At 72.6% G+C, this 22,215-nt stretch carries 19 protein-coding genes and 1 pseudogene; 12 read left to right on the forward strand and 8 right to left on the reverse strand.

The window, feature by feature from the left end:
• Window positions 1-703 precede the first annotated feature (703 nt).
• Both HIR71_RS01600 and HIR71_RS01605 read left to right on the forward strand, forming a co-directional pair.
• On the forward strand, window positions 704-1,045 hold the full coding sequence (locus HIR71_RS01600) for a hypothetical protein (protein ID WP_311836018.1): 342 nt from the start codon (window positions 704-706) through the stop codon (window positions 1,043-1,045).
• Window positions 1,046-1,189: 144 nt separating this feature from the next.
• On the forward strand, window positions 1,190-1,489 hold the full coding sequence (locus HIR71_RS01605) for a hypothetical protein (RefSeq protein ID WP_169322870.1): 300 nt from the start codon (window positions 1,190-1,192) through the stop codon (window positions 1,487-1,489).
• A 131-nt stretch (window positions 1,490-1,620) separates the two neighbouring features.
• On the opposite strand, the gene HIR71_RS01610 is transcribed toward HIR71_RS01605, so the two are convergent.
• Genes HIR71_RS01610 through HIR71_RS01620 form a run of 3 tightly spaced genes read right to left on the reverse strand, consistent with a single transcriptional unit; the run spans window position 1,621 to window position 4,152 of the window.
• Window positions 1,621-1,818 (reverse strand): hypothetical protein, encoded by a 198-nt coding sequence (locus HIR71_RS01610; RefSeq protein ID WP_169322871.1) that lies wholly within the window; start codon window positions 1,816-1,818, stop codon window positions 1,621-1,623.
• Between the two features lie 16 nt (window positions 1,819-1,834).
• Window positions 1,835-2,971 (reverse strand): glutamate--cysteine ligase, encoded by a 1,137-nt coding sequence (locus tag HIR71_RS01615; protein ID WP_169322872.1) that lies wholly within the window; start codon window positions 2,969-2,971, stop codon window positions 1,835-1,837.
• Window positions 2,971-4,152, reverse strand: coding sequence for a THUMP-like domain-containing protein (locus HIR71_RS01620; protein ID WP_169322873.1), 1,182 nt, complete (start codon window positions 4,150-4,152; stop codon window positions 2,971-2,973). Before HIR71_RS01620 ends, HIR71_RS01615 begins: the two co-directional genes overlap by 1 nt.
• Window positions 4,153-4,381: 229 nt before the next feature.
• On the opposite strand from HIR71_RS01620, the gene HIR71_RS01625 reads away from it, so the two are divergent.
• Both HIR71_RS01625 and groES read left to right on the forward strand, forming a co-directional pair.
• Window positions 4,382-5,737 carry a hypothetical protein gene (locus HIR71_RS01625; RefSeq protein WP_169322874.1) on the forward strand — a complete coding sequence of 452 codons (1,356 nt, stop codon included), beginning with the start codon at window positions 4,382-4,384 and terminating at the stop codon, window positions 5,735-5,737.
• A 204-nt stretch (window positions 5,738-5,941) separates the two neighbouring features.
• Window positions 5,942-6,238 (forward strand): co-chaperone GroES, encoded by a 297-nt coding sequence (groES, locus tag HIR71_RS01630; protein WP_169322875.1) that lies wholly within the window; start codon window positions 5,942-5,944, stop codon window positions 6,236-6,238.
• 131 nt (window positions 6,239-6,369) lie between these two features.
• Here groES and HIR71_RS01635 read toward each other — a convergent pair whose 3' ends face one another.
• A complete protein-coding gene (locus tag HIR71_RS01635; RefSeq protein WP_169322876.1) occupies window positions 6,370-6,660 on the reverse strand; it encodes a WhiB family transcriptional regulator in 291 nt (96 codons plus the stop codon).
• 272 nt (window positions 6,661-6,932) lie between these two features.
• Between HIR71_RS01635 and HIR71_RS01640 the strand changes: the two genes are divergently transcribed.
• From HIR71_RS01640 to guaB, 3 genes are all read left to right on the forward strand, one after another.
• Complete coding sequence (locus HIR71_RS01640) at window positions 6,933-7,913, forward strand: MerR family transcriptional regulator (RefSeq protein WP_169322877.1); 981 nt, start codon at window positions 6,933-6,935, stop codon at window positions 7,911-7,913.
• 166 nt (window positions 7,914-8,079) lie between these two features.
• Window positions 8,080-8,742, forward strand: coding sequence for a response regulator transcription factor (locus HIR71_RS01645; protein WP_169322878.1), 663 nt, complete (start codon window positions 8,080-8,082; stop codon window positions 8,740-8,742).
• 83 nt (window positions 8,743-8,825) lie between these two features.
• Window positions 8,826-10,355: an IMP dehydrogenase gene (gene guaB, locus HIR71_RS01650; protein WP_169322879.1), complete on the forward strand. Its 1,530-nt coding sequence runs from the start codon at window positions 8,826-8,828 to the stop codon at window positions 10,353-10,355.
• Window positions 10,356-10,380: 25 nt separating this feature from the next.
• On the opposite strand, the gene HIR71_RS01655 is transcribed toward guaB, so the two are convergent.
• Complete coding sequence (locus tag HIR71_RS01655) at window positions 10,381-11,121, reverse strand: exonuclease domain-containing protein (RefSeq protein WP_169322880.1); 741 nt, start codon at window positions 11,119-11,121, stop codon at window positions 10,381-10,383.
• 119 nt (window positions 11,122-11,240) lie between these two features.
• Here HIR71_RS01655 and HIR71_RS01660 point away from each other — a divergent pair, with 119 nt between their 5' ends.
• From HIR71_RS01660 to HIR71_RS01675, 5 genes and pseudogenes are all read left to right on the forward strand, one after another.
• Entirely contained in the window at window positions 11,241-12,365 is a 1,125-nt protein-coding gene (locus HIR71_RS01660; protein ID WP_169322881.1) for a GuaB3 family IMP dehydrogenase-related protein, read from the forward strand.
• A gap of 139 nt (window positions 12,366-12,504) precedes the next feature.
• Window positions 12,505-14,139, forward strand: a complete 1,635-nt coding sequence (locus HIR71_RS01665) for a succinic semialdehyde dehydrogenase (RefSeq protein ID WP_169322882.1) — start codon at window positions 12,505-12,507, stop codon at window positions 14,137-14,139.
• Window positions 14,136-15,017 carry an alpha/beta hydrolase gene (locus HIR71_RS01670; RefSeq protein ID WP_169322883.1) on the forward strand — a complete coding sequence of 294 codons (882 nt, stop codon included), beginning with the start codon at window positions 14,136-14,138 and terminating at the stop codon, window positions 15,015-15,017. Before HIR71_RS01665 ends, HIR71_RS01670 begins: the two co-directional genes overlap by 4 nt.
• A gap of 21 nt (window positions 15,018-15,038) precedes the next feature.
• A pseudogene (locus tag HIR71_RS17575) lies at window positions 15,039-15,167 on the forward strand (pentapeptide repeat-containing protein); the annotation flags it as partial.
• Between the two features lie 27 nt (window positions 15,168-15,194).
• Complete coding sequence (locus HIR71_RS01675) at window positions 15,195-15,950, forward strand: class I SAM-dependent methyltransferase (RefSeq protein WP_169322884.1); 756 nt, start codon at window positions 15,195-15,197, stop codon at window positions 15,948-15,950.
• A 100-nt stretch (window positions 15,951-16,050) separates the two neighbouring features.
• Here the strand turns inward: HIR71_RS01675 and HIR71_RS01680 are convergent, their stop codons facing one another.
• The 3 genes from HIR71_RS01680 to HIR71_RS01690 form a co-directional block, all read right to left on the reverse strand.
• Complete coding sequence (locus tag HIR71_RS01680; protein ID WP_169322885.1) at window positions 16,051-17,316, reverse strand: acetate kinase; 1,266 nt, start codon at window positions 17,314-17,316, stop codon at window positions 16,051-16,053.
• Window positions 17,313-19,472 (reverse strand): phosphate acetyltransferase, encoded by a 2,160-nt coding sequence (gene pta, locus HIR71_RS01685; protein WP_169323167.1) that lies wholly within the window; start codon window positions 19,470-19,472, stop codon window positions 17,313-17,315. The genes HIR71_RS01680 and pta overlap by 4 nt, the downstream gene beginning before the upstream one ends.
• A 71-nt stretch (window positions 19,473-19,543) precedes the next feature.
• Window positions 19,544-22,045, reverse strand: a complete 2,502-nt coding sequence (locus HIR71_RS01690) for a phosphoketolase family protein (protein WP_169322886.1) — start codon at window positions 22,043-22,045, stop codon at window positions 19,544-19,546.
• Window positions 22,046-22,215: the final 170 nt, after the last annotated feature.

Consider the following 22,215-nt stretch of genomic DNA (forward strand, 5'->3'; position numbering starts at 1 on the left):
GAACGGTCGGCTCGAGCACCTACGCGGCTCTGCCCTCGGCTTCCGCAACCTCACCAACTACATCGCCAGATCGCTCCTCGAGACCGGCGGATTCCGACCCCGACTACACCCTCGATCCGGATGAGCCGGTCAACTTCGCGGCTGGCTGCCACAGCGAATCACGAAGAATCTCGGCCGTGTGCTTGCAGCGGCCGAGAAGGATCACTACATCCATTTGGACGATGACCAGGTGTTCCTGACGCCGAACGGTCAGCGCTACGTCGAGGACAGTGGTCTTCTCCAGCCCGTATAATTCGTGTATGGACGGGGTGAAGGGGCCCCGGCTGGGCGGGGCGGGGACTGTTCGCTGTGAATTCAGTCAAGCGGCGTCGACCCTACGTGCCTGCGCCAACGCGTCGAAGTCCGCACCGCCGTTCAGCAAGCTCCGCGGATGCGGGAGAGCCGGGGCAGTTGCTTTCGATGGCACCGGGGGGACCGCGCCAACGCCAACGGAAGCGGGCGTCTGCCGTTGACCCGATTGCCTGAGAGGCCGTGCGACGCACGCCCGAGTGCCCCGGCCTTGAGGCGGCACGATACCGCTCCGTTCGACGAGCAGGCGTCGAAGGGGGATCTCGGATGGTGTCTCAGGGGGCCTCGCTGGTACCCACGGCGCTCTCGCGACTTGCTAACCAGAGCGCCCCGCGGAACGCTCTTAGGTGCACTGGTGGCGCAGCACTTCGGTGTGGGTCTCGTCGAAGTGCGTAAGGAGCCCAACCCTTTTACCGATAGCGACGCGTGGCTCACCGTCACGACGCCACCCGACTACAACGATCGGCACCTCACTTTGGGATTTCGGCGTGAGCTCGTGACATCCGCCGACCGGGTACTACTCGTCGACGGCTGGGTCGCGACCGGCGGGCAGGCTAGTGGCGCACGTGAGTTGGTGCGACGCGCTGGCGGCTCGTGGCTCGGCATGTCAGTGATCGTGGACGCCTTGACAGATCACCGGCGGGAGCTGGCAGTCGAGGGGCTCGTACACGAGCGGGATCTGCACCGGAAACCGTAGGCACACGACGACCCCCACTCCGCCGACGGCAACCGAGCAGCGACTCGGACATCCGGGGGCTCAGTCACCGCGCTCACTCATGCCGCGACGCGCTCGCCGGCTGGTCGCTGAGTCAAGCGGTCTCGCACGTGCTGGGATGTCCTCGTGGCGGGCGCATACGGATGGACCACCGCACCGGACGCCGACGCGTGCCGCGTCTGTGGCTGGGATCTCGGCGAGCCGGGATGGACCCAGGAACCGCAGTACGTCATCTGCCCGTGCTGCGGCGCGGAAGCCGGCGTCGACGACCTCGACGAACGGATGGCGCGTGCCTACCTCATTCGCTGGATCGCTGGTGGCGGCCGCTGGTTCGCGGCTGCGGAGCGGCCGGCGCGGTGGTCACTGACGAGCCATCTCAGCCGTGTTGGACTCTCGGTCAGCAGGGCAGAGTTCCCCCGCTCCTGAGCCGGCTCGCTCACCCGTCGGGTGCTCGCTCATGCCGCGCCGAGGGCGGCTACGCTCGCCCGGATCTGCCGCCATCCGCGCTCACTCAGAGACATACGTCGCGCTGGTCACCGGGCGTGACGCTTCCCTGCTCACGCCCGTCCTCGATCGGCGGCACCGGGCGACCGGCGACCTGCTGGGAGCACGAGCGATATCCCGACGACTCCCGCGAGCACTGTTCCCAGGGCCAGCAGCCAGGCGAACGCGGGAGCGAAATCCAGCGCGAGCGCGCCCGCGAGGAACGCCATGACGACGAACGGCCAGGCGGCGCGCCAGCGAGGTCCAGTCACCCCAGCAGCATGGCACTCAGAGCGGGTGGCCCGCGCGCATCTCCGCGACGAGCGACGTGACCACCGCGTCGAGCTCGCCCGCGTTGCGTCGGGCGACCGCGCGCTGGCGCTGGTACGACGCCCCGCGCTTGAGGATCGTCCGCACCGCGTCGAGCTCGGTCGAGCAGCCCAGCCGCTCCGCGACCGGCTCGAGCTCGCGCAGGAGCCGCGCGACGGCGTCGGTCACGAGCTCCTCGTCGCCCGCCGCGTTGAGGATGACGATCGCGTCCATGCCGTAGCGCGCCGAGCGCCACTTGTTCTCCTGGACGAACCACGGCGGCATCGTGGGGAGCGTGCGGCCCTCGTCGAGCATCGTCGAGAAGTGCTCGACCAGGCAGTGCTGGAGGGCGGCGAGGGCGGTGACCTCGGTGAGGTTCGTGGCGCCGTCGCAGATCCGCATCTCGAGCGTCCCGAACCGCGGGGACGGGCGGATGTCCCACCGCACCTCGTCGAACTGGTCGATGACGCCCGTGTGCACCATGTCGCCGACGTAGCCCTCGAGCTGCCGCCACGTCTCGAACTGGAACGGGAGCCCGGCGGTCGGGAGCTGCTGGAACATCAGCGCCCGGTTGGACGCGTAGCCGGTGTCCTTGCCGCCCCAGAACGGGCTCGACGCCGAGAGCGACTGCAGGTGCGCGAAGCACGTGAGCACGGCACGCAGGATCGGGAGCACCTTGCGGCGGTCCTCGATGCCGACGTGCACGTGCACGCCGTAGATGAGCATCTGGCGGCCCCACCACTGCGTGCGGTCGATCAGCGTCGCGTAGCGCTGCTTGTCCGTGACCTTCTGCTGCGCCCACCGGCCGAACGGGTGCGTGCCCGAGCCCATGAGCTCCGCCCGCAGCGGGTCGGCGACGGCCCGCACGTCGTCGATGGCGCGCTCGAGGTCGCGACCAGCGGCACCGACCGTGTCGCACACGCCCGAGACGATCTCGACCGTGTTGAGCAGCAGCTCCTGGCGGACGTGCGGGTGCTCGCCGCCGTCGGCCGGGCGCAGCGCGTCGAGGACCGTGCGTGCCACCTGCCGCAGGTCGCCCGAGTCCTTGTCCACGAACGCGAGCTCCCACTCGATCCCGACGCTCGAGCGGCCCGATCGCGCGAACGGGATCTCCATCACAACGGCTCCACCACGAGCACCTGCTGGGCGCCGCCGACGCGCGTGAGCACGACGGTCGCCTCGGCCGGACCGCGCAGGTCCAGCTGCTTGCGCAGCTGCTCGGGCACGACGGCGGTGCCGCGCTTCTTGATGGCGACGCGCCCGACGTCGCGCTCGCGCAGGTAGGTGCGCAGCCGCTTGAGCCCGAACGGCAGGGTGTCGAGGACGCGGTAGCCGGTCGCGGCGTCGCTGGGGTGCAGCACGTCGGAGGTCACATAGGCGATCGTGCGGTCGATCAGCCGTCCCTGCACCTCCAGAGCGAGCTGCGCCACGAGACCCGCGCGGATGACGGCGCCGTCCGGCTCGTAGAGGTACGTCCCCACGGCCCCGACGGGTGGCGCCTCGCCGTCGGTCTCGTCGCTGACGACCCTGGCCGAGGTGCCGCGCAGCACGAGCGCGCTGCGCCCGGGCCCGTCGGGGGCGAGCGGTCCGAACCAGAGCCCCGCCTCGACCACGTCGCCGTCGGCCGAGACCCACTGCGTCTCGGCGTCGGCGGGCAGGGCGGCGTGCGGGACGCCGGGACCGATCTTGACGCCGAGCGCCGGGACGCGCTCGCGGAGGTCGAGGACCGAGTCGAGCGGCGGCGCGTACGCCGCGGGGTCGAAGAGGCGTTTGCCCGACGCGCGCCGGGCGGGGTCGGCGTAGACGCCGTCGACCCCCTCGGCCTCCAGGTCGAGGGTGAGCCCGTCGGTGTGCCGGACCTCGGCATCGGGGAAGTGGCGCAGGTTGACGGTCGCGAGCGCCGCCGTCAGCTCGTCGGTGTCGGCGGCCAGCACCGCCAGCCCGACGCCCGCGAACGCCATCGAGTCGGCGCCGACCCCGCACGTGAGGTCGGCGACCTTCGTGACGCCGGCCGCGCGGTACCGGCGCGCGTGGTGGGCGGCGACCGTGAGCCGGGTGGCCTGCTCGAGGCCCGCCGGGGTGAAGAGCATGCCGTCGGCGAAGGACTCGAACTTCGCGTGCGCCTTCGCGCGCAGGCGCGACTGCGTGAGGGCGGCGGCGACCAGCTCCGGGTCGATGCCCTCCCGGCGGAGCCGGTCGGAGAGCGCCATCGTGCGTGCCTCGTCGTACGGAGGCAGCGCCGAGAGCAGCGCCCAGCCCTCGGGGCTGAGGATCTTCGCGAGGCCGGCGGCGTCCATGGGCGCGATCCTTCCACGCGCACCGCGACGGGGCCGTGGCGGGAGCTCACGCTCCACCCCGCTGCCCGCGATCTCGCCCGCTGCGGCCGGTATCGGCGTGCCGGGACGGGCGCTCGTTCACCGCGGGCTCCGATCCGCGGGGCGACGGGACGGGGGCACGGTGATGCGCAGCTGGCGACGAGGAACCGCGGGAGCAGGGACGATTCGACGCGGTGCACTGCGCGCGACGGTGAGCGGGCTCGCCGCGATAGCACTCGTGGTCACGGGTCTGGTGGCGGGGGCGGATCTCGCGCCCGCGTCCGCGGTGCCCTGCGAGGACTGCGACCCGAACACCGGCGGCGACCCGGGAGGCGGCGGGGGCGGGGGTGGGGGCCCGACGCCCGCGCCGTCGCGGGTCACGGGGCGGTTCACGTACGCGGACACGAGCGGGGCCCCCACCGTCCAGCGCCCGATCGCGTTCGCGAAGGTGGAGGTCTGGCGCTTCGCGCCTCGCGCGCTGGGTGTCTGGACCTGGGCTCCCGAGGCGACCGTCACCACCGACGCGAACGGGGTGGTCGACACGACGCTCCCGTTCGGGCAGTCGGGGATCCTCTACGAGCTGCGGCTCTTCGCGACCAACTACGCCGCCGTCGTCCACCCGAACGTGCTCGTGCCGTCGGCGCCCTTCGTCGTCGAGCCGGGTGAGCCGGGGCCGGCGACGCAGCTCACCGCCACCGCGCCCGGGCAGACCCTGGACTTCTCCTGGGACTTCACCGACGCCTGGGCGCCGCAGCACTTCAACCTCGCGGAGACGGTGCGTCGCGGGTTCGACTTCGCGGTTGCCCGACGCGACCCGGCCGAGACGGACACCATCCCCGCCGCGCGCGTGCGGCCCACGGCCGTCATGGTCCCGGGGACCTTCTACAACCCGTCTGACGACTCGCTCGTCATCGTCTCGGGTGGTGTCTTCGCCGACGGTCTCATCCTCCACGAGTACGCGCACTTCCTCGAGGAGCAGGTCGGAAGCTTCCCCTGGCTCCCGACGACCCACGACGGATGCGTCGCCAACGGGCTGACCGGCTTCGTCAACAGCCCCGAGCACGCGTGGATGGAGGGCTTCGCGAGCTGGTTCGCCCAAGCCGTGATGCTCGACGACCCGTCCGCCGGGCTCGTGGGCAACTCCGGCGGTGGCGGCGGGACCATCGGGCCCCTGACGCTCGAGACGCCGTCGTGCACCACGCTGCCGGCCGGGGCACGCAGCGATGCGGTCGAGCTGTTCGTCGCCGGCGCGCTGTACGACCTCACGGACCGGCCCAGCGACCCCGGAAGTCGCACCGAGCCGGCCGACGCGCTCTCGCGGATGGACGTCCCGATCTTCCAGATCATGGACCGAGAGCTCGATGTGCCGCCGGGTGCCGGCGCGTGGCCCGACATCAACGGGTTCCGCAACGCGTGGCGGGCACGCGGGCTGCCCACCGCAGAGCTCGATGCGGTGCTCGCCGCGGCCGGCGTGACTCTCTCCACGACCCCGGACGCGCCGGAGCCAGCACCGTCGCCGGGCCCGCGCGTCTGCCTGCGCAAGCCGTGGACGCCGGGGTGCGAGTGACGCAGGCGCCTGCTCGAAGCCACGCAGACTGGCACTCGCCTTGACCGAGTGCTAACACGTTCCTACAGTGGCCGGTGGCGCTCCTGCCATCAGGAGCGCCGCTCGCACCGAGCAAGGTTCGGCCGGCACCCGCGACGACGGACGGGCCCGAACGGTGCGACTCATTCGACATCAGAAAACTCTCACGCGAAGGGGAGGTCCGCAGTGTCGGTCTCCATCAAGCCGCTCGAGGACCGGATCGTCGTCAAGACGCTCGAGGCAGAGCAGACGACGGCCTCTGGCCTGGTCATCCCGGACAGCGCCAAGGAGAAGCCCCAGGAGGGCGAGGTCCTGGCAGTCGGTCCCGGCCGCATCGACGACAACGGCAACCGCGTCCCGCTGGACGTCGCTGTCGGCGACACGGTCATCTACAGCAAGTACGGCGGCACCGAGGTCAAGTACAGCGGCGAGGAGTACCTCATCCTCAGCGCCCGCGACATCCTGGCGATCGTCAACAAGTAGTCAGCACGTCACGACGAAGCCCCCGCACTGGTCTCCGGTGCGGGGGCTTCGTCGTGCGGTGGGGCTTCCCGAGGGGCTGCGGAACCCGTGCAGCCCAGCTCAGGTCGTGACCAGCCGTCGCGGGCGCGGCCTCAGACCACCTGGCGCGCGGGGCGGGCCAGGATCGCGGCGCGCTCGTCCTCGGACAGTCCGCCCCAGACGCCGTAGGGCTCCCGCACCTTGAGCGACTGCTCCCGGCACTCCTTGATCACGGGGCAGGTGGCGCAGATGGCCTTGGCGGCCTCCGCACGGCGGCGGCGGGCCGAGCCTCGCTCGCCCTCCGGGTGGAAGAACAACGTGTCGTCGGCGTCACGGCATGCGCCCTCGAACTGCCACTCCCACAGGTCCATCACCGGTCCGGGCAGACGCGAGATCTCGGTCACAGGGTTCCTCCTCGACTGGTGCGAGCCCGGCCTGGGTGAGCGGCCGGTCGTCGCGGTGCGGTGCCACACGTGCTGAACAAGTTGTGGATCGTGCTGGTGAAGCGAAACGCTACAACCGCTTCAGGAGTTGTTCAAGACCCTGTCGTGAACCAGTTCGCCTCGCCTCGGATCGCGCCGCTCCGTCCGATCCGCAGGTATCTGCCCAGGTCTTGCGCCCGTCGCCTCCCGCGTGCCAGGTGGTCATCGCTTCAGCGGGTCGGCACAATCGACGCATGAGCTCTGCTCAACCCCCGGGAGACGACCTCGACCAGGCCGGGTCTCCGCGTTCCGTGCTGGCCGAGAGGCCCGGGGGCGTCGAGCAACCGGCCCTCGCGGTCGCCGCTGTCGCGCGTCGGCTCGGCGTCGCACCGGCCACGCTGCGGACCTGGGACCGGCGCTACGGCCTCGGCCCGTCGGAGCACTCGGCCGGCTCCCACCGCCGCTACTCCGCCGACGACGTCGCGCGCCTCCTCGTGATGCGGCGGCTCACCCTCGAGGGGGTGGCGCCCGCCGACGCCGCCAAGTCGGCGCTCCAGCTCGATCCCGCCGCGGCCGCGGACGCCGCACCGCTCACCGGTCCGGACGCCCAGGGCGCGCCCGACGTGCCGGTGACGCCCGCGCAGCTGGTCGAGGCCGCGCTCGCCGAGGACGAGGAGGGCTGCCGCCGGCTGCTGCGCTCCTCGCTCGACGTCGACTCGTGGTGGACGCGCCTCGTCGAGCCCGCACGCGCGAGCGTCGCGAGCCGCACCGTGCTGGCCCGGCCCGGCGAGGACCCGGAGTGGGTCCTCGACTCCGCCGTCCTGGCCGCCCTGCGAGCGCGTGACGCGCTGCGCCGCCCGCCGAGCGGGGGGCGCCACGCGGTGGTGCTCCTGCTGGCCGCGCCGGGCGAGCAGCGCCCGGTCCCGCTCCACGTCCTGGCCGCTGCCCTGGCCGAACGGGGGGTCGACTCCCGCGTGATCACGGGGCCGCTCGAGGCCCGCCGCGTGCAGGAGCTGGCGCTCATGGCCCGGCCGGTCGCCGTCGTCATGCTCAGCGAGCTCGCCACGCCCGACCTGGGGATCGTCGCGGAGCTCCACGCGAGCAGCCCGGACCTGCCGGTCTTCGTCGCCATCGCCGACGACCGCGCAGCCGAGGGTCTGCCCGTCGGGCGCTCGATCCACCGGGCGCGCAGCTTCACCGGGCTCCTGCACGAGGTGCTCGCGGTGAGCTCCTGACCGCCGGACGTCTCCTGCGGCGGACCGCCGACCGCCGATACGGTGCCCGCACGGTCGATTCACCCCGGGACCGACCTCATGTTCGCGGGCCGGCCGCCGATAGTGCTCTCGTCGGAGGGTGCCGCAGGAGACCGCGCCCGATCGCACGTGTGAGGGAGGAACGCTGATGACCGGAGTCGTGGTGTGCCACGGCTCGGGCGTCGTGCGAGAGCGGCTCGTCGCCGCGGCGCAAGGCGTCCCGGCCCTCGCCCCCGCCCGAGCGGCGGCATCCGGCGAGGAGCTCCTGGTCCTGGCCCGCCGACAGCGGCCGTCCGTCGTCCTGCTCGACGCGCACCTCAAGGGCACCGGCCCGGTCGAGGCGATCCGTCGCCTGCGGCTCATGAACGCCAGCTCCGTCGTGGTGATGCTCGCGCAGCCCGGTGACGAGATCGCGCTCGACCGTGCCATCGCGCTCGGCGCTCGCGGCTTCCTGGCGCCTGACGTCGGCCGGGCCGAGCTCGCCGCTGTGGCCGCGCACGTCCTGGCGACCCCCGCCACCGGACAGCCGAACGGCGGGGCCGTGCAGCCGCGCGTCGCGACCGTCGCGGTCGACAGCGACACCGCGCGCCGCGTGACGTCCGACGGCATCCCGACCGCCGAGCTCACCAAGCGCGAGCTCGAGGTGCTCGGCGGGATGAGCCACGGCCGCTCGAACGCGCAGATCGGTGCGGACCTCTTCCTCTCCGAGGACACCGTCAAGACCCACGCTCGGCGTCTGTTCCGCAAGCTCGGCGCGGCGGACCGTGCACAGGCCGTGGCGATCGGTCTGCGGCGCGGCCTCATCCGCTGAGCCGCTGTCGCCGGCTCCCAGGGCTCCGTCCGGGGGTGCGCGCACCCACCGAGAGGGGCTCGCCCGAGGCGTAGAATCACCGGATGACCGAGCTGGAGACCCCTGGATCCGTCGCGGCCCACGACCCGTTCGGGTTCATCGGCCTCACCTACGACGACGTGCTGCTGCTCCCCGGCGAGAGTGACGTCGTCCCGTCCGAGGTGGACACGACGGCGCGGCTGACCCGCGAGATCTCGGTGTCCATCCCGCTGCTGTCGGCCGCGATGGACACCGTGACCGAGGCTCGGATGGCGATCGCGATGGCCCGCCAGGGCGGCATCGGCGTGCTGCACCGGAACCTCTCGATCGAGGACCAGGCGAAGCAGGTCGACCTCGTGAAGCGCTCGGAGTCGGGCATGATCACGGATCCCGTGACGGTCGGGCCCGACGCGACGCTCGCCGAGCTCGACGCGCTGTGCGGGCAGTACCGCGTCTCCGGGCTGCCCGTGGTCGACGCCGACCGCACGCTGCTCGGCATCATCACCAACCGCGACCTGCGGTTCGTGCCCGCGGGTGACTTCGCGACGCTGCGCGTGCGTGAGGTCATGACCGCCATGCCGCTCGTCACGGCGCCCGTCGGCATCGCGCGCCAGGACGCCGCGGCACTCCTCGCGAAGCACAAGATCGAGAAGCTGCCGCTCGTCGACGCGTCGGGCCGCCTGCAGGGCCTCATCACCGTCAAGGACTTCGTCAAGACCGAGCAGTACCCGCACGCGACGAAGGACGACGAGGGTCGCCTGCGCGTGGCTGCCGGCGTCGGCTTCTACGGCGACGCGTGGGAGCGCGCCATGGCGCTCGTCGAGGCGGGGGTCGACGTCGTCGTGGTCGACACCGCGCACGGTCACGCCCAGGCGATGCTCGAGATGATCCGTCGGCTCAAGAAGGACCCCGCCGCGCGGGGCGTGCAGGTGATCGGGGGCAACGTCGCGACCCGGGCGGGCGCGCAGGCTCTGGTCGATGCCGGGGTCGACGGCGTCAAGGTGGGCGTCGGCCCCGGTTCGATCTGCACGACGCGCGTCGTGGCGGGCGTCGGGGTGCCGCAGGTCACGGCGATCTACGAGGCCGCGAAGGCCACCAAGCCGGCCGGTGTGCCCCTCATCGGCGACGGCGGGCTCCAGTACTCGGGTGACATCGCCAAGGCGCTCGTCGCGGGCGCCGACACGGTCATGCTGGGCTCGCTGCTCGCCGGCTGTGCCGAGAGCCCGGGCGACCTGGTCTTCGTCAACGGCAAGCAGTACAAGCACTACCGCGGCATGGGCTCGCTCGGGGCGATGGCCTCGCGCGGCCGAGTCTCGTACTCGAAGGACCGCTACTTCCAGGCGGACGTGGCGAGCGACGACATGATCGTTCCCGAGGGCATCGAGGGCCAGGTCCCGTACCGCGGTCCGCTGCGCGCGGTGGCGCACCAGCTGGTCGGCGGGCTCCACCAGTCGATGTTCTACGTCGGCGCGCGCACGATCCCCGAGCTCCAGGAGCGCGGCACGTTCGTGCGCATCACGCCGGCGGGGCTCAAGGAGTCGCACCCGCACGACGTGCAGATGACCATCGAGGCGCCCAACTACAGCTCCCGCTGAGCTGGTACGCGTCAGCCGGTCGCCGTCAGCCGGCCACCGTCAGCCCGCCCACCGGCATGGACACGCTGCCGCGTACGGGCCAGGTGAGCTCCGCACCGGGGCCGTCGAGGCCTTGCCGCGCCCGCCACGCGTTGAAGCTCTCGGCCCACGCGCGGTGGGCGGTGACCTGGTACGCGTGCAGGCGCTCGAGCTGCAGCTCCGCCAGGTGCGGGAAGCGACCCACGATCGCCTCGAGCACGTCGAGCGTCGCGACGACGTCGACGTCCGCGCTGTGCAGCCGACCCTCCTCGGTGATGCGGTAGAACCCGCAGAGGTCCACGAGCTTGCGCTTGCCCGGCCGGTAGCGGTCCTCGGCCCGGTCGAGCACCAGCGGGTCGATCACCGGCACGACGTCGTGGCCCAGGCGCTGCGGGAGCGTCGCCAGGCCGTGGCGCCGCAGCTCCGCGTCCAGGATGCACAGGTCGAAGCCGGCGTTGTACGCGACGACCGGGACGCCGTCGGCGATCGCTGCCGCGAGGCCCGCCGCGATCTCCTCGAGCGCGAGGACGGCCGGCTCGCCGTACTCACGTGCGTGCTCCGTCGACACCCCGTGGATCGCGCTCGCCTCGGCCGGGATGTCAACCCCGGGGTCGAGCAGCCACGTCCGCACGTCGGTGCGGTCGCCGTCGCGGCGGACCAGGGCCGCGGTGACGATGCGGTCGCTGTCGACGTCCACCCCCGTCGTCTCGGTGTCGAACCCCAGCAGCGGTCCTTCGATCCAGCTCATCCGGCAGCCTCCCTTCGGCTGCTCGGCACCCTGCCACCGGCCACCGACATCCCCAGGGACCGCCACGCGCTGCGGTCGGGCTGACCCGGCACGCCCGCGCGCGCCGGTAGCCTGGGCCGGTGAGCAACGAGATCGAGATCGGTCGTGGCAAGCGCGGACGGCGCGCGTTCTCCTTCGACGACGTCGCCGTGGTGCCCTCGCGGCGGACGCGGGACCCGGAGGAGGTCTCGGTCGGCTGGCAGATCGACGCCTACCACTTCGACCTGCCCGTCGTCGCCGCCCCGATGGACTCGGTGATGAGCCCCTCGACCGCGGTCGCGCTCGGTCGGCTCGGCGGTCTCGGGGTTCTCGACCTCGAGGGCCTGTGGACGCGCTACGAGAACCCGGAGCCGCTGCTCGCGGAGATCGCGGAGCTCGACCAGGGCCGCTCCACGGCGCGCATGCAGGAGCTGTACGCGGCGCCGATCCAGGCCGAGCTCATCACGCAGCGGCTCAAGGAGGTCCGCGCGTCCGGCGTCACGGTCGCCGGCTCGCTCTCGCCGCAGCGCACCCAGGAGTTCTCGCAGACGGTGGTCGACGCCGGTGTCGACCTCTTCGTCATCCGTGGCACCACCGTGTCTGCCGAGCACGTCTCGGGTCGCGCCGAGGCGCTCAACCTCAAGCGGTTCATCTACGAGCTCGACGTGCCCGTGATCGTGGGCGGTGCCTCGACCTACACGGCGGCGCTGCACCTCATGCGGACCGGCGCCGCGGGGGTGCTGGTCGGCTTCGGCGGCGGGGCGGCGCACACCACCCGCATCTCGCTCGGCATCCACGCGCCCATGGCTACCGCGGTGGCCGACGTCGCGGCGGCGCGGCGCGACTACCTCGACGAGTCCGGGGGGCGCTACGTCCACGTGATCGCCGACGGCGGCGTCGGTCGCTCGGGCGACCTCGTCAAGGCCGTGGCGTGCGGGGCCGACGCCGTGATGCTGGGTGCCGCGCTCGCGCGTGCCTCGCAGGCGCCCGGCAGGGGCTGGCACTGGGGCTCGGAAGCGCACCACCCCGAGCTGCCGCGCGGCGAGCGGGTCGAGGTCGGGACGGCGGGGAGCCTCGAGGAGATCCTGTTCGGCCCGGGCCGGCGCGCCGACGGCACCCTCAACCTGATCGGCGCCCTCAAGCGTGCGCTCGCGACGACCGGCTACTCCGACATCAAGGAGTTCCAGCGCGTCGAGGTCGTCGTCTCCCCGTACCAGCCGCACTGACCGGGCGACTGCGCCGCGCACGTCCCACCGAGTCCCAGCGACGTCCGCACTCGGTCGGGGTGTGCGCCCACGGAGCGCGGACGCCGCACCTGCGGGGAACCTTGCCCCCGTGTCGGGGGCGGGTCGTAACCTGACGCGCATGACCTCAGACCCCTCCGCGGCCGAGCTGATCGATCCCGAGACCGATCCGCGGGCCACGTACGTCCTGGAGCCCGACGACGTGCGCGCGCTCCTGGGTCGGCTCGCGGCCGCGCCGGGCGCGGCGACGCAGACCACCTGCACGCCCCTGACGGGCGCCCCGCTCGCGGCGGTACCGCTCTCCATTCCCGACGACGTCGCGGCCGCGGCCGAGCGGGCGCGTGCGGCCCAGCGGCGGTGGGCACGCAGGCCGGTGCGCGAGCGGGCCGCCGTGCTCCTGCGCCTCCACGACCTGGTCCTCGACCACCGGTCGGACGTGCTGGACCTCATCCAGCTCGAGTCGGGCAAGGCGCGCACGAGCGCGTACGAGGAGGTTGCCGACGTCGCGCTCGTGGCCCGGCACTACGGTCGCCGCGCCGCCGGTTACCTGGCCCCCCGGCGGGTCCCCGCCGTGGTCCCGCTCCTGACCGGAGCGACGGTGCTGCGGCATCCCGTCGGGCTCGTCGGTGTCATCGCCCCGTGGAACTTCCCGCTCGCGCTCACGCTCAGCGACATGCTCCCGGCGCTCGTCGCGGGCAACGCCGTCATCCTCAAGCCCGACACCCAGACCGTGCTGACCGCCCTGTGGGGCGTCGAGCAGCTCGAGGCGGCCGGTCTCCCCGCGAACCTGGTCCAGGTCGTGGTGGGAGACGGCGCTGAGATCGGCGGAGCGGTCGTCGAGGTGGTCGACCACGTGTGCTTCACGGGATCGACGGCGACGGGCCGGGCTATCGCCGCGCGGGCGGGTGAGCGGCTCGTGGGCGCAACCCTCGAGCTCGGAGGCAAGAACGCCCTGTACGTCGCGGACGACGTGGACGTCGAGGTCGCGGCCGCCGGTGCCGTCCGCGCGTGCTTCGCCGGCTCGGGCCAGCTGTGCGTGTCGGTCGAGCGCCTGTACGTGCACCAGGCGGTCGCCGAGGCGTTCGTGGCCGCACTCGTCCGACGCGTGCGCGCACTGTCCCTCGGGGTGGGCCTCGACTACGTCGCCGACGTCGGCTCCCTCACCACGGCCGCCCAGCTGGCGAAGGTGTCCGAGCACGTCGAGGACGCGATCGGGCGGGGAGCACGCGTGCTCGCCGGCGGCGTGCACCGCAGCGACCTGGGGCCGCTCTGCTACGAGCCCACGGTGCTCGCCGACGTCCCGGCGGACGCGCTCGCGGCGCGCGAGGAGACGTTCGGCCCCGTCGTCGCGGTGTACCGGGTCGCGTCCGACGACGAGGCGGTCGCCGCCATGAACGACTCCGAGTACGGGCTCAACGCGAGCGTGTGGACGCGGTCGACGGCCCGGGGGCGCGCGATCGCGGCGCGGCTCGAGGTCGGCACGGTGAACGTGAACGACGGCTACCAGACCGCCTGGTCGGCGGTGGGGGCGCCGCAGGGTGGCCACAAGGCCTCGGGACTCGGGGCGCGTCACGGGATCGAGGGGATCTGGCAGGTCACCCGCGCGCAGACGGTCGCCGTGGCGCGAGGCGCCCACGGGGTGCTCGGGACCGGCTCGCACGTCGGGCTCGGCCGGCTGTACGAGCTCCCGGCCGAACGCTGGACACGCCTGTTCACGGGCGCACTGCGGGTCATGAAGGCGGTGGGCCGAGCATGACCGCTCCGACCGCCGCTGCGCTCGACACACCGGGAACCGTCGCCGGTGCCGTCAGCCATCGCGGCATCACGTACGCGGAGCTCCGCGGGTTCCGGCCGCTGCTCATGGACGTCCACGTCCCGTCGTCCGCAGCGGGACCCGTCCCGTGCGTGCTGTGGATCCACGGCGGCGGCTGGGAGGCCGGCGACCGCCGGTTCACCCCGGCGAACTGGCCCGGTGATGCGCTGTTCGAGGCGCTCGTGGCATCCGGACTCGCGGTCGCGACAGCGGACTACCGGCTGTCGTCCGAGGCGCGCTTCCCGGCGGCGGTGCATGACGTCAAGGCCGCCCTCCGGTTCCTGCGCTCGCACGCGTCGGTGCTGTCGATCGCCCCGGACCGGATCGGTGTGAGCGGCGAGAGCGCCGGCGGGCACCTCGCCGCCATGCTCGCCCTGACGGCTGACGACCTCAGGTTCGAGGGCGACGTCGGCGAGCCCGGACCGAGCACCGCCGTGCAGGCGGCCGCGCTGCTCTACCCCGTCACCGACTTCTTCGCCGAGCTCCGCATCCCCGCCGTCGCACCGGAACGGCTGCCCGAGTCACCCGAGGTCCGGTTCCTCGGCGCGACGCCAGAGCAGGCGCCCGGCGTGGCGCGGACGGCGTCCCCGATGAGCCACGCCGGCGCGTCCGCGCCACCGACGCTGCTCATCTCGGGGGACCAGGACGCCGTGGTCCCGCTCGAGCAGAGCGAGCGGCTGCACGCGGCGCTCGTCGCCGCCGGCGCACCCGACGTCGTGCTCGAGGTCGTCCCCGGTGCGGACCACTGCTTCGAGGGGGTCGATCCCGTGCCGCCCCTGCGGACGGTCGTGGAATTCCTGGCGGACCGGCTGGGCGCCTGACTCCGGCGAAGGTAGGGACACGTGGACGGAGCGAGCACGGAAGGGCCTGACACGGACCGGGCTGACGCGGACCTTTCCGACACCGACCTTTCCGACACCGACCCTTCCGACACGGACCTTTCCGACACGGACTCTTCCGACACGGACCTTTCCGACACGGACCCTTCCGACACGGACGTGGCGGGCGAGTTCGAGAGCGGCTGGTCGGCCGTCGCGGGGGAGTGGGCCGAGCTGTGGGGGCCGTTCGCCGCGCCGGTCCGCGACGTGATCCTGGCGGTGTCTCGGGCCGGGCCGGGCAGCCGTGTCCTCGACGTCGGGTGCGGCAGCGGCGAGCTGCTCGCGCAGGTCGCAGCGCTGGGCGCGACTGGCGCGGGCATCGACCCGGCGCCCGGGATGGTCGAGCTCGCGCGGCGTCGTGCCCCTGAGGCCGACGTGCGGCTCGGCCGCGCGGAGCACCTGCCGTGGGACGACGGCGCCTTCGACGTGGTCGTCGCCGTGAACTCGCTGCAGCTCGCCGACAGCGCCCTCGACGCGCTGGCGGAGGCCGTCCGCGTCGTCGCCCCGGGTGGGCTGGTGGCCGTCGCGAGCTGGGCCGAGGCCGTGCGCAACGACCTGACCGCGCTCGAGGCGGCCGTCGCGGCCGCCGCCGAGGAGGAGCTGCCGCCCGACGGCGAGCTGCGCGCTCCGGGCGGCCTTGAGTCGCTGCTGGACGAGGCGGGCCTCGAGCTCGTCACGGCCGGCCTCGTCCACGCTCCGTGGGAGGTGCCCGACGACGACACGCTCGTGCGCGGCGTCCTGCTGGGCGAGGACGGGGCGGGCATCGCGGCCGCCAGGCGCACGGTCCTCGAGGCGGCGAGGCCGTTCGGCACAGCGTCCGGCGGCTACCGGTTGGTCAACGCCCTGCGGTACGCGGTCGGGCGGACGCCCGTCTGACTGCGCGCACCGCTCACCGCTCACCGCTCACCCCTCACCGCGCACCCCTCACCGCCCACCGTCACCGCCCACCGTCACCGCCCGCTGTCACCGCCCGCTGTCACCCTGCCGTCCCCGCGGCGGCCTCGATCGCCGCGACCGACTGCCGCGCGATCGCGAGCTCCTCGTCGGTCGGCACCACCATGACGAGCGTCGAGGTCCAGTCGGGCGAGACGATCGTGGGCTCGCTCTTGGGCCCGGCGTTCCGTGCCGGGTCGACCGCGATGCCGAGACCCTCCATGCCGGCGAGTGCGAGCTCCCGCACCCGGGCGTCGTTCTCCCCGACCCCCGCGGTGAAGCTGATGACGTCGACCCGCCCGAGCACCGCGAGGTACGCCCCGACGTACTTGCGGAGCCTGTGCACGTAGACGTCGAGCGCGAGCTGCGCGTCCGCGTCACCCTCGCCGATCAGCCGGTGCAGCTCGCGGAAGTCGTTCTCGCCCGAGAGGCCCTTGATTCCCGAGCGCCGGTTGAGCAGGTTGTCGATCTCGTCGATCGACATGCCGGCGTTGCGGTGCAGGTGGAACACCACGGCCGGGTCGATGTCGCCGGTCCGTGTGCCCATCACCAGCCCCTCGAGCGGCGTCAGCCCCATCGAGGTCTCGACCGCCACGCCGCCCCGGACCGCCGACGCCGAGGCGCCGTTGCCGAGGTGCAGCACGATCTGGTTGAGGTCCTCCAGGCGACGGCCGAGCACCCGGGAGACCTTCCCCGACACGTACTGGTGCGAGGTGCCGTGGAAGCCGTAGCGCCGCACGCCGTACTTCTCCGCGACCGTGCGGTCGAGCGCGTAGGTCGCGGCGGCGTCGGGCAGGGTCTGGAAGAACGCGGTGTCGAAGACGACGACGTGCGGGACGTCGGGGAGCAGCTCTCGCGCGACCTGGATGCCGCGCAGGTTCGGGGAGTTGTGCAGCGGCGCCAGCGGGACGAGGTCCTCGATGGTGCGCAGCACGTCGTCGTCCACGATCGTCGGCTCGGCGAACACCGCGCCGCCGTGCACGACGCGGTGCCCGACGGCGACCACCTGTGCCGCGTCGAGGCTCGGGCCGACCTCGCGGAACAGGTCGAGCACGGTGCGCAGCGCGTCCCCGTGGTCGGCGATCCGGCCGGTGCGCTCGGTCCTGTTGCCGGCGAACGTGTGCCTCGCGGACCCGTCGCTCTCGCCGATCCGCTCGACGATGCCGACGGCGATCGCCTCGCCGCCGACCGGGTTGACCAGCTGGTACTTGAGCGACGACGAGCCTGAGTTGATGACGAGCACGCTGCCGTGCGCGCCGAGCGCGCTGTGCGCGCTCGGCCGGTCGCCCGGACCGCTGACGGGATTCATGCGGGGGAACCTTCCTGGTGGGCGAGCTGGCGCGCCGCCGTCGCGGGCGGCTCGGGCGAGCCGCCGTCCGCCGCCGTGTCGAGCGCAGCGAGCGCCTGCGCCTGGACCGCGGTGATGGCGACGGTGTTGACGATGTCCTGCACCAGTGCGCCTCGCGACAGGTCGTTGACCGGCTTGCGCAGGCCCTGCAGCACGGGCCCGACCGCGACAGCCCCGGCCGAGCGCTGCACCGCCTTGTACGTGTTGTTGCCCGTGTTGAGGTCCGGGAACACGAAGACCGTCGCACGGCCCGCGACCTGCGAGTCCGGCATCTTCGTCCTGGCGACCGAGGCGTCGACCGCGGCGTCGTACTGGATCGGGCCCTCGACGGACAGGTCTGGCCGGCGGCGGCGGACCAGCTCGGTCGCGGTGCGCACCTTCTCGACGTCGGCGCCCGAGCCGGACTCGCCCGTGGAGTACGAGAGCATCGCGATGCGCGGCTCGACGCCGAACTGCGCGGCCGTCTCGGCCGAGGAGATGGCGATGTCGGCGAGCTCCTCGGCGGTCGGGTCGGGGTTGACGGCGCAGTCGCCGTACACGAGCACGCGGTCGGTGAGGCACATGAGGAAGACGCTCGACACGATCGAGACCCCGGGTACCGTCTTGATGATCTCGAACGCGGGCCGGATCGTGTGCGCGGTCGTGTGCATCGCGCCCGACACCATGCCGTCAGCAAGCCCGAGCTTGACCATCATCGTGCCGAAGTACGAGACGGACGAGACGATCTCCCGCGCGCGCTCGGCCGTCATGCCCTTGTGCGCCCGCAGCGCGGTGTACTCCTGGGCGAACCGCTCGTGCAGCTCGCCCCGCGTGGGGTCGACGACGCGCGCGTCGTCGAGCGCGAGACCGAGCTCGGTCGCCCGGGCCCGGATCCTCGTCTCGTCGCCCAGGATCGTCAGGTCGGCGACCTGGCGCGCGAGCAGCGTGCTGGCGGCGCGCAGGATCCGGTCGTCCTGTCCCTCGGGCAGCACGACGTGCTTGCGGTCCGACCGCGCCCGGTCGAGCAGCTCGTACTCGAACATGAGCGGCGTGACCACCTCGGTGCGCGGCACGTCGAGCGTCGCGAGCAGCGCGCCGCCGTCGACATGGGTCTCGAAGAGCGTCAGGGCGGTGTCGATCTTGCGCTGCGAGTCGGCGGTGAGACGGCCGCGGGTGCCGGCCGCCGCGCTCGCGCTGCGGAACGTGCCGAGGTCGGTCCGGATGATCGGGAGCCGTTGGTCGAGGCTCTCGACCAGGCGTGCGATCGACTCCGACGGGTAGAAGCCGCCGTTCAGGACGATGCCCGCGAGCGAGGGGAAGCCGGTCGCCGCGTGCGCCAGGATCAGCCCGAGCAGCACGTCGGTGCGGTCGCCGGGCGTGAGGACGACGGCACCGTCGGAGAGCCGGTCGAGCAGGTGCTCGAACGACATGGCGCCCACCAGCACGTCCAGCGCCTCGCGGCCGAGCAGCTCCTCGTCGCCGACGGCCAGCCGGCCGCCGACCGCCTCCATGAGCGCGCGTACGGTGGGTGCCACGAGGAACGGCTCCTCGGGGAGCGTCCAGACCGGCACGTCGCCCGTGAGCGACGCCCGCACGTCGTCGAGCGCGGCGGTGCAGCGGTTGGCGACGATCCCCAGCACCTGCGCGTGGTTGGTGCGCAGCTCGCCCAGGGACACCTCGGCCACCTGGCGCACCTCGTCGGGACTGCGGCCGTTGCCGCTCACGACCAGCAGCGCGGGCGCCCCGAGGTTCGCGGCGATGCGGGCGTTGTACGACAGCTCGGTCGGGCCCGCGACGTCGGTGTAGTCCGTCCCGACGATCACCACGACCTCGCACCGCCGCGCGACCTCGTGGTACCGGTCGACGATCGTGGCGAGCGCCTGCTCCGGGTCGGCATGGACCTGCTCGTAGGTGACGCCGACGCACAGGTCGTAGGGGAGGTCCACGCCGTCGCGCGCGAGGAGCAGCTCGAGCACGTAGTCCGGGGCGTCGCCCGAGCGCGCCACGGGGCGGAACACCCCGACGCGCTGCGCCCGTCGCGTCAGCAGGTCGACGACGCCGAGGGCCACGGTGGACTTGCCGGTGTCGCCCTCGGGTGAGGCGATGTAGATGCTGCGCGACGTCGGGGCGGGAACCACGCCGGTGGATGCTCCGCCCGGCGCTGCGTCCGCGTGACGGCCGGCCTCCGGGGCGGACCCGGTGGTACCGCTCACTCGTTGTCTCCTCCGGTGCTGGTGGTCGCGTCGCGCTCGGGGCCGCCAACCTCGGTCGCGGTCTCGCCGGCGTCGGGCCACACCCAGTCACGGACCGACGGGATGTCCTCGCCGTGCTCGCGCGTGTACTCACGGGCCTCGTGCCGCGCGTCCTGCATCTGCTGGCGCAGCCGCGCCGCCTTCGAGCCGAGGCTCGGCACGCGGTCGATGACGTCCATCACGAGGTGGAACCGGTCGAGGTCGTTGAGCATGACCATGTCGAACGGCGTCGTCGTGGTGCCCTCCTCCTTGTACCCGCGCACGTGGATGTTCGGGTGGCCCGTGCGGCGGTAGGTGAGGCGGTGGATCAGCCACGGGTACCCGTGGTAGGCGAAGATGACCGGCCGGTCCTTCGTGAAGAGCGTGTCGAAGTCGCGGTCGCTGAGCCCGTGCGGGTGCTCCTTGACGTCCTGCAGCCGCATGAGGTCGACGACGTTGACGACCCGCACCGACAGCTCGGGCAGGTGCCTGCGCAGCAGGTCGGCTGCGGCGAGGGTCTCGAGCGTCGGGACGTCGCCCGCGCACCCGAGCACGACGTCGGGGTCCTCGCCGTCGCGCTCGTTGCCCGCCCACTCCCAGATGCCCAGACCGCGCGAGCAGTGCGCGATCGCCTCCTCCATCGTGAGGAAGTTGGGCGCGGGCTGCTTCCCGGACACGACGACGTTGACGTACTGCCGGCTGCGCAGGCAGTGGTCGTACGTCGACAGGAGCGTGTTGGCGTCCGGCGGTAGGTAGACACGCACGACCTCCGCCTTCTTGTTCACCACGTGGTCGATGAAGCCCGGGTCCTGGTGGCTGAAGCCGTTGTGGTCCTGGCGCCACACATGGCTCGACAACAGGTAGTTGAGCGAGGCGATCGGCCGGCGCCACGGGATCTCGTCGGTGACCTTGAGCCACTTGGCGTGCTGGTTGAACATCGAGTCGATGATGTGGATGAACGCCTCGTAGCAGTTGAACAGGCCGTGCCGGCCGGTCAGCAGATACCCCTCGAGCCACCCCTGGCACTGGTGCTCCGAGAGCACCTCCATGACGCGGCCGACGCGCGCGAGGTGGTTGTCGGCGTCGGCGGGGACGAGCTCGGCGTTCCACTGCTTGTCGGTCGTCTCGTAGACCGCCTGCAGGCGGTTCGACGCCGTCTCGTCGGGCCCGAAGATGCGGAAGTTGTCGGGGTTGAGCCGCACGACCTCGGCGAGCCACTGACCGAGCACCCGCGTCGCCTCGCTGATCGAGCCCCCCGGGACGGGGACGTCGACGGCGAAGTCGCGGAAGTCCGGGAGCCGCAGGTCGCGCAGCAGCAGCCCGCCGTTCGCGTGCGGGTTGTCGCTCATGCGCAGGTGACCGTCCGGCGCGAGCACCTGCAGGCGCTCGACGAGCCGCCCGTCGTCGTCGAACAGGTCGTCGGCGCGGTACGAGCGCAGCCACTCCTCGAGCACCTCGAGGTGCTCCTCGGTGTCCCGTGCGCTCGAGAGCGGCACCTGGTGCGAGCGCCACGAGTCCTCGACCTGCTTGCCGTCGATGACGGGCGGGCACGTCCAGCCCTTGGGGGTCCGGAGCACGATCATCGGCCAGGTCGGGCGCGAGTCGTCACCCGCCGCGGCCCGCGCCTTGATGTCGGCGATCTCGTCGAGCACGACGTCGAGCAGCTCGGCGAAGCGCCGGTGGAACGCTGCGGGGTCCTCGTCGTCGAACCCCCCGGTGAAGACGTGCGGCTTGTGCCCGTACCCGCGCATGAGGTCGAGCAGCTCGCTCTCCGGGATGCGCGCGAGGACGGTCGGGTTGGCGATCTTGTAGCCGTTGAGGTGGAGGATCGGCAGCACCACGCCGTCCTGCCGCGCGTCGACGAACTTGTTCGAGTGCCAGCTCGTCGCGAGCGGCCCGGTCTCCGCCTCGCCGTCGCCCACCACGGCCGCGACCAGCAGGTCCGGGTTGTCGAACGCCGCGCCGTACGCGTGCGAGAGCGCGTAGCCGAGCTCGCCGCCCTCGTGGATCGAGCCGGGCGTCTCGGGGGCGACGTGGCTCGGGATCCCGCCCGGGAAGGAGAACTGGCGGAAGAGGCGCCGCAGGCCCTCGGTGTCCTGCGTGATGTCCGTGTACACCTCGGAGTACGTGCCGTCGAGGTACGCGTTCGCGACGAGCCCGGGTCCGCCGTGACCCGGGCCGGTGACGTAGAGCGTCGGCTGGGAGCGCTCACGGATCGCCCGGTTGAGGTGGGCGTAGACGAAGTTGAGACCGGGCGTCGTGCCCCAGTGGCCCAGGAGTCGCGGCTTCACGTGGTCGCGGTGGAGCGGCTCGCGCAGGAGCGGGTTGGCGAGCAGGTAGATCTGACCGACCGACAGGTAGTTCGCGGCCCGCCACCAGCCGTCGACGACGTCGAGCGTCTCGTCGGTCAGCGGTGCGTCCGGCCGTGCGGACCACGCCGTGCTCGGCGCGCCCGCGTGCGTGATCGTCTGGGTGCTCATCAACATCCCCCGAACTGACGTGCCCTCGCCCGACGCGGTCGCGCCAGGTCGTCACCGGGCCTGGTGACCAGCCTCGCGGAGCCGCGCGCGCATCTGCGGGACCAACGTCCCGCGAGCTCGGCCGAGGGCGGTCCAGGCGCCGTGGCCATGGCACCACATCCCGCCGGCCG

It is taken from the genome of Cellulomonas fimi (genome assembly GCF_012952065.1).
In the GTDB taxonomy this organism is placed as follows: domain Bacteria; phylum Actinomycetota; class Actinomycetes; order Actinomycetales; family Cellulomonadaceae; genus Pengzhenrongella; species Pengzhenrongella fimi_A.

Bases quoted from the DNA above. Each gene is read 5' to 3' on its own strand.
- HIR71_RS01615 (WP_169322872.1), bottom strand. From the start codon at position 2,971: ATGGAGATCCCGTTCGCGCGATCGGGCCGCTCGAGCGTCGGGATCGAG.
- HIR71_RS01620 (WP_169322873.1), bottom strand. From the start codon at position 4,152: ATGGACGCCGCCGGCCTCGCGAAGATCCTCAGCCCCGAGGGCTGGGCG.
- HIR71_RS01640 (WP_169322877.1), top strand. From the start codon at position 6,933: ATGAGCTCTGCTCAACCCCCGGGAGACGACCTCGACCAGGCCGGGTCT.
- HIR71_RS01645 (WP_169322878.1), top strand. From the start codon at position 8,080: ATGACCGGAGTCGTGGTGTGCCACGGCTCGGGCGTCGTGCGAGAGCGG.
- guaB (WP_169322879.1), top strand. From the start codon at position 8,826: ATGACCGAGCTGGAGACCCCTGGATCCGTCGCGGCCCACGACCCGTTC.
- HIR71_RS01655 (WP_169322880.1), bottom strand. From the start codon at position 11,121: ATGAGCTGGATCGAAGGACCGCTGCTGGGGTTCGACACCGAGACGACG.
- HIR71_RS01665 (WP_169322882.1), top strand. From the start codon at position 12,505: ATGACCTCAGACCCCTCCGCGGCCGAGCTGATCGATCCCGAGACCGAT.
- HIR71_RS01670 (WP_169322883.1), top strand. From the start codon at position 14,136: ATGACCGCTCCGACCGCCGCTGCGCTCGACACACCGGGAACCGTCGCC.
- HIR71_RS01680 (WP_169322885.1), bottom strand. From the start codon at position 17,316: ATGAATCCCGTCAGCGGTCCGGGCGACCGGCCGAGCGCGCACAGCGCG.
- HIR71_RS01690 (WP_169322886.1), bottom strand. From the start codon at position 22,045: ATGAGCACCCAGACGATCACGCACGCGGGCGCGCCGAGCACGGCGTGG.